This is a genomic window from Burkholderia sp. AU33423 (assembly GCF_002223135.1).
In the GTDB taxonomy this organism is placed as follows: domain Bacteria; phylum Pseudomonadota; class Gammaproteobacteria; order Burkholderiales; family Burkholderiaceae; genus Burkholderia; species Burkholderia lata_D.
The window spans coordinates 598,849-611,445 of sequence record NZ_NKFH01000004.1 but is presented as its reverse complement, the minus strand read 5'-3'; the positions used below and the strand labels follow the sequence as shown (position 1 = coordinate 611,445).

Annotated in this window: 11 protein-coding genes; 7 read left to right on the top strand and 4 right to left on the bottom strand. The window is 67.3% G+C overall.

Annotated features, from left to right (window positions below):
• Positions 1 to 110: 110 nt before the first annotated feature.
• The gene (locus CFB50_RS05545; protein ID WP_089446037.1) at positions 111 to 2,699 is read left to right on the top strand and encodes a DUF6600 domain-containing protein; all 2,589 of its coding nucleotides are present in this window, start codon (positions 111 to 113) and stop codon (positions 2,697 to 2,699) included.
• Positions 2,700 to 2,801: 102 nt separating this feature from the next.
• On the opposite strand, the gene CFB50_RS05540 is transcribed toward CFB50_RS05545, so the two are convergent.
• Entirely contained in the window at positions 2,802 to 3,773 is a 972-nt protein-coding gene (locus CFB50_RS05540; RefSeq protein ID WP_089445185.1) for a thymidylate synthase, read from the bottom strand.
• Between the two features lie 41 nt (positions 3,774 to 3,814).
• Positions 3,815 to 5,212 (bottom strand): sigma-54 dependent transcriptional regulator, encoded by a 1,398-nt coding sequence (locus tag CFB50_RS05535; RefSeq protein WP_089445184.1) that lies wholly within the window; start codon positions 5,210 to 5,212, stop codon positions 3,815 to 3,817.
• Between the two features lie 501 nt (positions 5,213 to 5,713).
• Here CFB50_RS05535 and CFB50_RS05530 point away from each other — a divergent pair.
• Together CFB50_RS05530 and CFB50_RS05525 are read left to right on the top strand one after the other, a co-directional pair.
• On the top strand, positions 5,714 to 6,034 hold the full coding sequence (locus CFB50_RS05530; RefSeq protein WP_089445183.1) for a hypothetical protein: 321 nt from the start codon (positions 5,714 to 5,716) through the stop codon (positions 6,032 to 6,034).
• 274 nt (positions 6,035 to 6,308) lie between these two features.
• A complete protein-coding gene (locus CFB50_RS05525; RefSeq protein WP_069247452.1) occupies positions 6,309 to 6,809 on the top strand; it encodes a dihydrofolate reductase in 501 nt (166 codons plus the stop codon).
• A gap of 83 nt (positions 6,810 to 6,892) precedes the next feature.
• Here CFB50_RS05525 and pmbA read toward each other — a convergent pair whose 3' ends face one another.
• Positions 6,893 to 8,263 (bottom strand): metalloprotease PmbA, encoded by a 1,371-nt coding sequence (gene pmbA / locus CFB50_RS05520; protein WP_039370934.1) that lies wholly within the window; start codon positions 8,261 to 8,263, stop codon positions 6,893 to 6,895.
• Between the two features lie 127 nt (positions 8,264 to 8,390).
• Between pmbA and yjgA the strand changes: the two genes are divergently transcribed.
• Positions 8,391 to 8,996 carry a ribosome biogenesis factor YjgA gene (gene yjgA / locus CFB50_RS05515; protein WP_272481932.1) on the top strand — a complete coding sequence of 202 codons (606 nt, stop codon included), beginning with the start codon at positions 8,391 to 8,393 and terminating at the stop codon, positions 8,994 to 8,996.
• Complete coding sequence (gene mog, locus CFB50_RS05510) at positions 8,977 to 9,597, top strand: molybdopterin adenylyltransferase (RefSeq protein ID WP_046545213.1); 621 nt, start codon at positions 8,977 to 8,979, stop codon at positions 9,595 to 9,597. The genes yjgA and mog overlap by 20 nt, the downstream gene beginning before the upstream one ends.
• Before the next feature lie 16 nt (positions 9,598 to 9,613).
• Here the strand turns inward: mog and orn are convergent, their stop codons facing one another.
• On the bottom strand, positions 9,614 to 10,234 hold the full coding sequence (gene orn, locus CFB50_RS05505; RefSeq protein WP_089445182.1) for an oligoribonuclease: 621 nt from the start codon (positions 10,232 to 10,234) through the stop codon (positions 9,614 to 9,616).
• 117 nt (positions 10,235 to 10,351) lie between these two features.
• On the opposite strand from orn, the gene CFB50_RS05500 reads away from it, so the two are divergent.
• Positions 10,352 to 11,611, top strand: a complete 1,260-nt coding sequence (locus CFB50_RS05500; protein ID WP_089445181.1) for a M48 family metallopeptidase — start codon at positions 10,352 to 10,354, stop codon at positions 11,609 to 11,611.
• Positions 11,608 to 12,549: a ribosome small subunit-dependent GTPase A gene (gene rsgA, locus CFB50_RS05495; RefSeq protein WP_069247449.1), complete on the top strand. Its 942-nt coding sequence runs from the start codon at positions 11,608 to 11,610 to the stop codon at positions 12,547 to 12,549. The genes CFB50_RS05500 and rsgA overlap by 4 nt, the downstream gene beginning before the upstream one ends.
• The last annotated feature ends 48 nt before the right edge of the window (positions 12,550 to 12,597 follow it).

Below are 12,597 nucleotides of genomic sequence, written 5' to 3'. Positions count from 1 at the left end.
ATCGCGTGCCATTCGACTTACAAAACACCGAGCATTGAAACAGGCCGAGCGGATATTGTGAACTCAACGGCACGAATCGACGCGCCGCGATAATGACGAAGACGCTCACCATGGCCACCCTGTTCACGCTCAAGCGAACCGCCCGCTGCACGCTGGTCGCGTTCATCGCGCTTGCGGCACTGCCCCCCGCATTCGCGCAATCGGCCGGCGCCCCGCCCTATGCGGCGGCGGCACGGCAACCGGGCGGCGATCCGCCCGGTCGTGTCGCGCGGCTCAATTACCTGTCGGGCGCCGTGACGACCGAACCGGCCGGCACCGATACGTGGTCGTATGCCGCCGTGAACCGGCCGCTGACGACCGGCGACCAGCTCTGGAACGATGCCGGTGCGCGCTCGGAACTGCACATTGGCTCGACCGCGGTGCGGCTCGGTGAATCGACGAGTGTGTCGGTACTGAACCTCGACGACACGACGACCCAGCTGAAAGTGGGGCTCGGCACCGTATCGACGCACGTGCGCGATCTGCCGGCCGGCGGATCGTATGAAATCGACACGCCCAACCTCGCGCTCGGCATCACGGGCCCCGGCGACTATCGCGTCGACGTCGCGCCGAACGGCACGAGCACGACGGTCACGGTGCGCAGCGGCAGTGCGACCGTCTACGGCAGCAATGGCCAGTACCCGCTGTCGCCCGGGCAGCAGGTCGTGTTCACGGGCACCGACCTGCAGGTCGCACAGCAATCCGCCGCCCCGGGCCCCGATCCGCTCGACCAGTGGGCCGCCAGCCGCGACGCGGCCGAGGAGCGCTCGGTGTCGGCTCGCTACGTGTCCCGCGACATGCCCGGCTACCAGGATCTCGACGCGAACGGCACATGGCGCGAAACGCCGAATTACGGCCAGGTATGGGTGCCGAACGACACGCCGGCCGACTGGGCGCCGTATCACGACGGCCACTGGATCTGGCAGGCACCGTGGGGCTGGACGTGGGTCGACGATGCGCCCTGGGGTTTCGCGCCGTATCACTACGGCCGCTGGGCATACGTGGACGATAGCTGGGCCTGGGTACCGGGCCCGCTGGTCGTCAGCCAGCCGCCGGTCTATGCGCCGGCACTGGTCGCGTTCGTGGGCGGGGGCGGCGGCCCCGACTGGAGCGTCGCGCTCACGGTGGGCGGCGTCGCCGCGGCCGGCTGCGCGTGGTTCGCGCTCGGCCCGGGCGAACCGTGGCATCCGGGCTGGGGCGGCTGGAGCCCGCACTACTACGACCGCGTGAACCGCAACATCGTGGTGAACAACGTCAACGTGAACAAGACCGTGAACGTGACGAACATCACCAATATCACCAACATCAACAAGACGTACGTGAACTTCCGCGCGCCGCACGCGATCACGGCCGTACCGGCCTCCGCGTTCGTGCACGGCCAGCCGGTCGCGCACTTCTCGCAGCACGTCGATCCGCAACAATGGCGCAACGCGCACGTGACGCCGGGGACACCGGGCATTGCGCCGGTGCGCCAGAGCTTCACGGGCGGGCTGCGCAATGCGAGCTACCGTCCGCCTGCAGCGATTGCCCAGCACCCGTACGTCGCGACGCGCAATCCCGCCGTGCCGGCCGCGTATCTCGACCACGCGGCGGCCCATCTCGCGCAGCAAGGCGGACGCGTACCGGGTGCCGGCGCACCTGTCGTGAAGACGAACGTGCCGGCCGACTATACGGCTCGCCCGGTCCGCGTTCCGGGCAAGCCGGACGGCGGCGCATGGGCGATGCACAACGTGCAGCTCGTGAATCCGCACGGCCCCGTCGTGCAACCGGCTCGCGCGCCTCGCGAAGGCCAGCCGGCCGCCGTGCAGGCCGGGCGGCCGGGCACACCGATACCGGGCATGCCGATACCGGGCACGCCGAATGTCGCGCGGCCGGCGAACGGCGAAACCCCCAACGCACCGCGTTTCGCCAACGGCGGCATGCCGCAGGCGCCCGGCAACCCGGTGCCGCATCAGGCATTCGGGCCCGGCAACGGCGTCCCGCATCCGCCGGTCGCGAACAACGGTCCGGCGGGCATCGGCAATGCACATGCGGCCGAGACGCCGTCACCCGCGTGGATGCAGCCGCACACACCGATGGAACGTCAACGCCCTGCTCCGCCGACCGCGCTCCACGCGGCGGGACAGAATGCGCTGCCGCCCGTGCGGAGCGCGGCGGTGCCGCATCCGGAAGGCGTGCCGACGCCGCAGGGCGCGCAGCCCGGCAGCCGGAACGAAGCGCCGCGCGCCCTGCCGCAACCGCGGCTCGACAGCACGGCGCAGATTCCGCAGCCGCGTCCGCGCCCCGATTTCCAGTCGCCGGCCCAGCATGGGCAATCGCAACCGGAACGGGCGGCAGCTGCGCCGCAAGCGCACCCCGAATTCGCACAACCGGCGCCGCATCGCGAAGTCGCGCCGCCCCGTGTGAACGAGTACCGTCCGCCGGCCCCCGCCGTGCATGACATGCCGCGCCCGCAACCGCAGGCGCCGCGCATGGAGCCGCGGCCACAGCCCGCGCCGCGTATGGAGCCGCGACCGCAGCCGGCGCCACGCATGGAACCGCGCCCGTCGATGCCCGCACCGCGCATGGAACCGCGGCCGCAACCGGCACCGCACGTCGAGGCGCCCCACCCGAGCAACCCGCCGCCGCAAGGCGGTCACGAAGAGCGGCATCGCCAGTAAGCGCCGCAAACGTGAAACAAAAAGGCCCGACCGGGATCAGCCGGTCGGGCCTTTTTTCTATGGGGCGCGGCTCGATGCATCCGCGCGGCCCGGCTTGCTCGATCAGACCGCCATCGGCGCGGTCAGCGGCTCATGGTGGCGGTAGCCGATGAGCGAGAAATCAGACGGCTCGATCTGTTCCAGCCACTCGGGCGCGTAGACGCCCGTCTTCGCGTATTCCGGCACGCGCTCGGCAATCTCGAGCCGCGGGCTGTCGTAAGGCTCGCGCGTGAGCTGGCGCTGCAGCATGTCGAGCTGGTTCTCGTAGATGTGCGCGTCGCCGATGAAGTACGTGAACCAGCGCGGCGTGTAGCCCGTCAGCCGGCCAACGAGTTCCAGCAGTGCGGCCCCTTCCGTCAGGTTGAACGGCGTGCCGAGGCCGACATCGTTGCTGCGGATGTACAGGCACAGCGAGATTTCGCGCTTCGTCGCATTCGGCAGGAACTGGTACAGCAGGTGGCACGCGGGCAGCGCGATCTGGTCGAGCACGGCCGGATTCCACGCGTGAAACAGGATGCGGCGGTCGGACGGATTCTCCATGATCGTGTCCAGGCACTGGCGCAACTGGTCGATCGCCTTGTACAGCAGCACCTTCGGCGCACCGTCTTCGTCGAAACGCGTGACGATCCGGAAGCCGCGGCGCGTCGCATCGGCGATCTGCGCGTCGGCGCCCGCGTCGAGCACCTTGTAGCCCGGCCACTGGCGCCATTGCACGCCGTACACGTCGCCGAGATCGTCGACGCCCTGGCGATACGGGTTCGCGAGCCATTGCGCGTTCTCGTTCGCGTTCGCATCCCACACCTTGCAGCCGAGCGCGCGGAAATCGGCCGCGCTGCGCGTCGCGCGCAGGAAGCCGACCAGTTCGCCGATCGCGGACTTGAATGCCAGCTTCTTGGTCGTCACGGCCGGGAAGCCTTGCTGCAGGTCGAAGCGCAGCATCGCGCCCGGCATGCTGATTGTGCGGATCCCCGTGCGGTTCTCCTGCCAGGTGCCGGTATCGAGAATGGTACGAACGAGATCGAGATACTGTTTCATGCGGGTTCCTTCGGCCGCGAGGGCGGCCGTACCCGCCAATTTTAGCAAGCGTGGTGAGGAAGCTCCGGCGACGGCGCTGAAAACCCTGCCAGCGTGTCGCCGCGATCGCGCATGCCGTGTGCGCACATCAGCCGGTAGAGCGTGACGCGCGACACGCCGAGTTCGCGCGCGGCATCCGCGAAACGGCCGCGATGACGCAACAGCGCCTGCTCGATCGCCTGCCGTTCGGCCGCCTCGCGCGCCTCCAGCAGCGATACGGGCGCGAGCGTCGCGAAATCGTTCAGCTCGAGATCGGCTGCGGTGATCATCCGGCCTTCCGACATGACGATCGCGCGGCGCACGCGATTGATCAGCTCGCGCACGTTGCCCGGCCACGAATAGCCGTACAGCGACGCGACCGCGTCAGGGGAAAAGCCGCGCAGGCGACGATGCGCGTCGCCCTTGAAACGCTCGAGCATGTGGCGCGCGAGCACCTCGATGTCCTTGCCGCGCGCGCGCAGCGGCGGCTCCTCGATCTTCAGCACGCACAGGCGATGGAACAGGTCCTCGCGGAACCGCCCTTCGCGCAGCGCCGCTTCCATGTCCACATGCGTCGCGCAAATCACGCGCACGTCGACGGGCACCGACACGTGCGCACCCAACCGCTCGATCTTGCCTTCCTGCAGGAAGCGCAGCAGGCTCGCCTGGCTTTCGAGCGGCAAGTCGCCGATCTCGTCGAGAAACAGCGTGCCGCCGTTGGCGGCCTCGACGCGGCCGATCTTGCGCTGGTTCGCGCCGGTGAACGCGCCGCGCTCATAGCCGAACAGTTCGGCCTGCAACAGCGTCGACGGAATCGCACCACAATTGATCGCGATGAAAGGCGCCTGCGCGCGCGACGAACGTTCGTGAATCGCGACCGCCGTCAGTTCCTTGCCCGTGCCCGATTCGCCGGAGATGAATACCGGCGCGTCGGTCGCCGCGACGCGGCGTATCGTCCTGAAGAGCCCGAGCATCGCATCACAGGTCCCGACCATTTCGCCTTCGCTGCGTCCGGCACCGACGGGCGGCGCCACGGTTTCCGTCAGCGCGATCATCCCGTGTGCATGGCCGACGGTCTCGACGATCCGCGCCGTCTCGTACGGCATCGTCACGTAGTCGAAACAGTAGTCGCGAATGAGATGGCGCAGCGTAGCGTCCTGCAACTGGCCGCGGCGCGTCGCCGCGATCCAGCCGATGTGCTGAATGCTCAGACAGGATTCGAGTTCGCGCAGGTCGGAAGGCTTGAAGCCCGGCGAAAAATCGAGCAGCCCGGCCGTTGCGACACCATGCTGCACGACGCGTCGTACGTCTCGCACGGTCTCCGCGAGATCGACACGCCAACCGCATTCGTCGAAATGGCCGCGCAACGCGTCGTTCGGTTCGCGCGAATAGTAGACCACGTGCCGCTGATCGGCGCCCATATGCTCACCCCGTTCATCAACCGTCTAACGATTGCCGCGCACGCCAGGTCACGTGCGAAAAGGATCGAATCGGTCAGCCGAAGGCGGCTCGATTCGCCATGCCGATGCGTGGCGACGACAAAGCCTCGCATGATGGCGCTTATCTCGCGTCCAGTTATTTTGATCAAGACAGCTTAGTTGTAGGCACTGAATACGACAATCCGGTTTCAGCGCGGTGGGCGATGCGGCCGTATCGCTCAGGAGGTCGATGCATGTCAATCGTCTGCACATAGCCCCCGGCGCAGCGATCGCTCTGTCATCAACACTTGCGACGATTTTCATCCTTGAAGCGTGTCGATTGAATCCGCAGTATTCCCGAGCCCCCTCGTTTCAGGCCTGAAACATTTTCAGCCGTTTTCCGACACCATTCGCAACGCTTGAGCACGAATCGCAGTCTCGACAACGGTCCCGGCGCGATGGCATGCATTTCGCTGAACATGGAAACCGTCGGAGACAGCGACCATGCGAAAACATCTTTTACTTTCTTTCGTGTCGATGACCATTGCGGTCGCGGCCGCCGGCCCGCCCGCACGCGCAGACGAAAGCACGATTCCGGATCGCGCCACGCTGCTTGCGGCCAACGCGCCGGGCATGCAACACGGCAACGGGCTCGGCATCGTGACCGTGTCGTCACCGCAACCGCTACCGGCCGGCAGGACGTCGGTGACCCTGTGGGACGAGATCCCGCCACCGCCTCAATTGCCGATGCCACTTCCCGCACCGCATCCGGGCGACTGGCAGCACGCGATGGAAGGCACCACGCAAGGCAGTACGCATCAGTGATGCACGAGTCGATCCATTTGATCAGGATGCCGTATTGATTTGATCGAGCCGGCCAGCATCGACCCGATGCCGGTATCGTCACGCTCGCAACACGATGCGGTTTTTGTGCTCCGTCCCCCGGCGGGCACTCTTTTTATTCATTCCGTCGCCGCGACGCCTTGCCTCGGGCGTCGCGGCGCGCAGTGCAGAAAGGCGGATGTGCGCACCCGGAACCGGCGCGTGCCGCCGTTCCGGTAAAATCGGCGCCATTCCGGTTTTCCTTTCCCCGACCTTCATGACGACGTTGACCCTGATCGTCGCGCGTGCCCGCAACGGCATCATCGGCCGCGACAACCAGTTGCCCTGGAAACTTCCCGAGGATCTGGCCTTCTTCAAGCGCACGACGATGGGCGCACCGATCGTGATGGGCCGCAAGACCCACGAGTCGATCGGCCGGCCGCTGCCGGGCCGCCGCAATATCGTGGTCACGCGCGACGCGACGCGACGCTTCGACGGCTGCGACACGGTCACGTCGCTCGCCGATGCGCTCGCGCTCGCCGCACGCGACGGCGTGCCCGAGGCGTTCCTGATCGGCGGCGCGCAACTCTACACCGAAGGGCTCGCACTCGCCGACAAGCTGGTCGTCACCGAGATCGATGCCGACTTCGACGGTGACGCCTCGTTCCCGGCACCCGACGCCGCGCAGTGGCAGGAAGTGTCGCGCGATGCGCACCAGGCGGCCGCGCCGAATACGTTCGGCTATGCGTTCGTCGTCTACGAGCGCAAGCGCGGCTGACGCGTCACGCACCATGAAAAAAGCCCGACCGGCTCGCGCCGGTCGGGCTTTTTCGTTTGATGGCGGCCGATGCCGCGCGCCGCTTACTGCCCGGCGATCGTCATCTGCTCGATCAGCACCGAGCCCGTTTCCTTCGTGCCGCGCACGATCGAATCGGCACCGATCGCGACGATATGCCGGAACATTTCCTGCAGCGTGCTCGCGACGGTGATTTCCTCGACCGGATACTGGATCACGCCGTTCTCGACCCAGAAGCCCGCCGCACCGCGCGAATAGTCACCCGTCACGTAGTTCACGCCCTGCCCCATCAGCTCGGTCAGCAACAGGCCCGTGCCGAGCTTCTTGAGCATCGCGTCGAAATCGTCGCCCGCCTGCGTGTTCGAGCTGCGCAGCGCGAGGTTGTGCGAGCCGCCCGCGTTGCCGGTGGTCTGCGTGCCGAGCTTGCGCGCCGAATAGGTCGACAGGAAATAGCCTTCGACGACGCCGTCCTTGACGACGCTGCGCGCACGCGTGCGCACGCCTTCCTCGTCGAACGGCGCGCTGCCCATCGCGCGCGGCACGTGCGGATCCTCGACGACCTGGATATGCGGCGCGAACACCGGCTTGCCGAGGCTGTCGACGAGGAACGACGTCTTGCGGTACAGCGCACCGCCGCTCACCGCCTGAACGAATGCGCCGAGCAGGCCGGCCGCGAGCGGCGCCTCGAACAGCACGGGCACCTTGCGGGTATCGAGGCGGCGCGCGCCCATCCGCGCAAGCGCACGCTCGGCCGCGTAACGGCCCACCGCTTCGGGTGCCGCGAGATCGATCGCACTGCGCTTCGACGAATACCAGTCGTCGCGCTGCATGTGACGGCCGCTGCCCGCGATCGGCGCGCATGCGATGTAATGACGCGAGTACGGGTAGCCGGACAGGAAACCGCGCGACGTGGCCAGCACGAACTGCGAATGCTGGGCCGACACGCTCGCGCCTTCCGAGTTGCGAATCTGCGGGCTGACCGCGAATGCGGCGTCTTCCGCACGGCGGGCAAGTTCGACGGCCTCGTCGGCCGACAGCGCCCACGGGTGGTAGAGGTCGAGGTCACGCGGGTCGGTTTCGAGCAGCTCGGCTTCGGCGAGGCCGGCCGCCTCGTCCTCGGCAGTGAAGCGCGCGATGTTGTACGCGGCGGCGACGGTATCCTTGATCGCGCCCGGCGAGAAATCCGATGTGCTCGCGTTGCCGCGCTTCTTGCCGATGAACACGGTCACGCCGACCATTTTGTCGCGGTTGTGCTCGATCGTTTCGACTTCGCCGCGGCGCACCGACACCGACAGGCCGTCGCCCTCGGAGATTTCGGTCGCGGCGTCCGTCGCGCCGAGCGCCTTCGCATGGCGAAGGATGTCCGAGGCGATTTCTTTGAGCTGGTCCTGCGTGTGCGGGAAATAGCGCGCTTGTACGTCGAGATTGGCTGCCATCGTCTTGGTATCCGGTGGCGGGCGGGCGCCCGCATGTTCAAAATATTACGTATCCCGCGATCATAGCAAGGTCCGGGGCCGGACACCGACAAGCTTGGGGTGTCCGCGGCGCGATACAATGCCGTCCATGACACGCAAAACCCGAATCCAGCCGATCGAGCATGCCGCCGAAGAGGACGACAATGGCTACGATCGCCCCAGCAAATCCCAGTTGAAGCGCGAGATGCACGAGCTGCAAGTGCTCGGCCAAGCACTCGTCGATCTGCCGAAAGACGCGCTGAAACGCATGCCGATGCCCGAAAGCCTCGGCGACGCCGTGCGCGAGGCGCGCCGGATCACCGATCACGAAGGCAAGCGCCGCCAGCTCCAGTACGTCGGCCGCGTGATGCGCTCGCTGACCGACGACGAGACGGCCGCGCTGCGCACCGCGCTCGACGCGCAGCGCGGCGTGAACAAGGCCGCGACGGCCCGCCTGCACTGGATCGAACGCACCCGCGAACAGTTGCTCGCGAGCGACGACGCACTGACCGAATTCCTGCGTCAGCACCCGGAAGCCGACATCCAGGAAGGCCGCACGCTGATCCGCAACGCACGCAAGGAAGCGCAGCAAGGCAAGCCGCCGCGCTATTTCCGCGAGCTGTTCCAGTGGATCAAGACCGCCGGCGGCACGTCCCATGCGGACGACGAAGCGGCGGACGACGCCGGAGACGACCATGACGACGACGAAGCGTAACCACCCGGACGAGCTCGTGGTCGGCCTCGTGTCGATCAGCGACCGCGCGAGCACGGGCGTCTACGAAGACAAGGGCATTCCGGCGCTGCAGGAGTGGCTCGCCGGCGCGCTGGTGTCGCCGTGGCGCGCCGAAACGCGCCTGATCCAGGACGACGCGCCGACGATCTCCGCCACCCTCGCCGAGCTCGTCGACGTCGCGGGGTGCGACCTCGTGCTGACGACGGGCGGCACGGGCCCGGCGCGCCGCGACGTGACGCCGGAGGCCACGCTGGCCGTGGCGACGAAGGAAATGCCGGGATTCGGCGAACAGATGCGGCAGATCAGCCTGAATTTCGTGCCGACCGCGATCCTGTCGCGGCAGGTCGCGGTGATCCGCGAGACGGCCGACCATGCGGCCCTGATCATCAACCTGCCCGGCCAGCCGAAGTCGATCCGGGAAACGCTCGAAGGGCTGCGTGATGCCGACGGCAAGTCGACCGTGCCCGGCATCTTCGCCGCGGTGCCCTACTGCATCGACCTGATCGGCGGCCCTTACATCGAGACCGACGCCGCGGTGGTCGCGGCATTCCGGCCGAAAAGCGCTCAGCGCGCGCCGCGCTAGGCGCGTGCCGGCCCGCTCAGGCGGCCGGCGCGGACTCGCCTGCCGAAGCCGACGCGGCCGGAATCAGGAAATGCTCGCGGTAGTACTTCAGCTCGTCGATCGACTCGTGGATGTCCGCGAGCGCCGTGTGCATCGCCCGCTTCTGGAAGCCCTTGTAGATCACGGGCTGCCAGCGTCGGCACAGCTCCTTGAGCGTACTGACGTCGAGGTTGCGGTAGTGGAAGAACCGCTCGAATTCCGGCATCCAGCGCGCCATGAAGCGGCGGTCCTGACAGATCGAGTTGCCGCACATCGGCGACTTGCCGGGCGACACGTACTGCGCGAGGAAAGCCTGCAATTGCTCGGCGGCTTCCGCCTCGGTCACGGTCGACGCGCGCACGCGGTCGATCAGGCCCGAACGGCCGTGCGTCGACTTGTTCCAGTCGTCCATCTTCGCGAGCGTTTCGTCGCTCTGGTGAATCGCGAACACGGGGCCTTCGACGGCGATGTCGAGCGTGGAATTGGTCACGACGACCGCGATCTCGATGATGCGGTCGTTATCCGGGTCGAGGCCCGTCATCTCCATGTCGAGCCAGACGAGGTTCAACTCGTTGCGCACGAGCGCGGGCTGGCTGGCGGAAGCGGCGGTATCGGTCATGAGTCATCCTGGAAAATGGCGGACGGCGCGCGGCGCCGCCCGGGCGGCCGGCATCGCATCAGCGGGGCCGGTCCGCAAGAACATATAATTCTCGCATAGAACCCTTTGGCGCCTTCGATGTCACCCTTTTCGTTCACCCTGCTGTTCGCGCTCGCCGTGCTCGCGATGGTCGTCACCAAGCTGTGGCTCGCGTCGCGGCAGATCCGCTTCGTCGCGGCGCACCGCAACGGCGTCCCCGCGCAGTTCAGCGCAACCATCCCGCTGACCGCCCACCAGCGCGCGGCCGACTATACGGTCGAGCGCACCCGGCTGACGATGCTCGAAATCGTCGTCAGCGCGGCTGTGCTGATCGGCCTCACGCTGCTCGGCGGCGTCGGCGCACTCGATACGCTGCTCACCGGCTGGCTCGGCCGCGGCTACGGGCAGCAGGTCGCGCTTGTCGCGGCGGTGCTCGTGATCACGGGCGTCATCGACGTCCCGTTCGAGTATTACCGCCAGTTCGGGATCGAACAGCGTTTCGGCTTCAACCGGATGACGAAGCGGCTGTTCTTCACCGACATGCTGAAAAACTCGCTGCTCGGCGCCGCGCTCGGCCTGCCGCTGCTGTTCGTCGTGCTGTGGCTGATGAACCAGGCCGGCAGCCTGTGGTGGCTGTGGACCTGGATCGTCTGGGTCGCGTTCCAGATGCTCGTGCTGCTGATCTACCCCACCTTCATCGCACCGATCTTCAACAAGTTCGAGCCGCTGAAGGACGACGCGCTGCGCGCGCGCATCGAGTCGCTGATGAAGCGCTGCGGCTTTGCGGCGAAGGGGCTGTTCGTGATGGACGGCAGCCGCCGCTCCGCGCACGGCAACGCGTACTTCACGGGCTTCGGCGCGTCTAAGCGGATCGTGTTCTTCGACACGCTGCTCGCGCGCCTGTCCGGCCAGGAAATCGAAGCCGTGCTTGCGCACGAACTCGGCCACTTCAAGCGCCGCCACGTGATGAAGCGGATGCTCGTGTCGTTCGTGCTGAGCCTCGTGCTGCTTGCGCTGCTCGGCTGGCTGGCGCAACGCACGTGGTTTTACACGGGGCTCGGCGTCACGCCGTCGCTCGACACGAGCAACGCGGGTGCCGCGCTCGTGCTGTTTTTCCTCGCGATTCCCGTGTTCCTGTTCTTCGCGACGCCGTTCAGCAGCCTCACGTCGCGCAAGCACGAATTCGAGGCCGACGCGTTCGCGGCCAGCCAGACCGACGCACAGGATCTCGTCAGCGCGCTCGTGAAGCTCTATGAGGACAACGCGTCGACACTGACGCCCGACCCCGTCTACACGGCCTTCTACTACTCGCATCCGCCCGCGTCGCAGCGGATCGACCGCCTGATGCAGCACGCATGAGCCGGCCGACCTCCCGCAAGCCGGCCCCGCGCGCGTCGGGCGCGCAACGTGCCGAAGGCCGCGTGATCGCGGCACACGGGCGCCACTACATCGTCGCGCCCGACGACGGCGGCCCGATGCTGCAGTGCTTCCCGCGCGGCAAGAAGAGCGAGATCGCGGTCGGCGACCGTGTCGCGTACGAACTCGCGTCGGCCGACCAGGGCGTCATCGTCGAGATCGGCGAACGGCGCAACCTGCTGTACCGTTCCGACCAGTTCAAGTCGAAGCTGTTCGCGGCCAACCTCGATCAACTGCTGATCGTGCTCGCGACCGAGCCCTACTTCAGCGAGGACCTGCTCGGCCGCGCGCTGATCGCCGCCGAGGCGAACGAGCTGAAGCCGCTCGTCGTGCTGAACAAGATCGACGTCGAAGCCGCGCTGCCGGTCGCGCGCGAGCGCCTCGCGCCCTACCGCGCCCTCGGCTACGACGTGCTCGAGCTGTCGGTGAAGGGCTCGCCCGACGACGCGCGCGCGCAACTGATGCCGCACCTCGCCGGGCACTCGACGATCCTGCTCGGCCAGTCCGGGATGGGCAAGTCGACGCTCGTGAACCTGCTCGTTCCCGATGCCGAAGCCGCCACGCGCGAGATTTCGGCCGCGCTCAACAGCGGCCGTCACACGACGACGTTCACGCGCCTCTACCCATTGGCGGGCGGCGGCGCGCTGATCGATTCGCCGGGCTTCCAGGAATTCGGCCTCTACCACCTGACGGAAGGCCGTCTCGAGCGCGCCTTTCCGGAGTTCCGGCCGCTGCTGGCCGACTGCCGTTTCTATAATTGCCATCATCTGCACGAACCCGGCTGTGCGATTCTCGACGCTGTCGCCGACGGCCGCATCGCACCGTCGCGGCATGCGCTGTATGCGCAGCTCGTGCACGAGGCAAGCCAGATCGTCCGCTGACCGCGCGGCACGCGCGCGGCGGCCAGCCGGTGCCATGCGGGCCGGCTT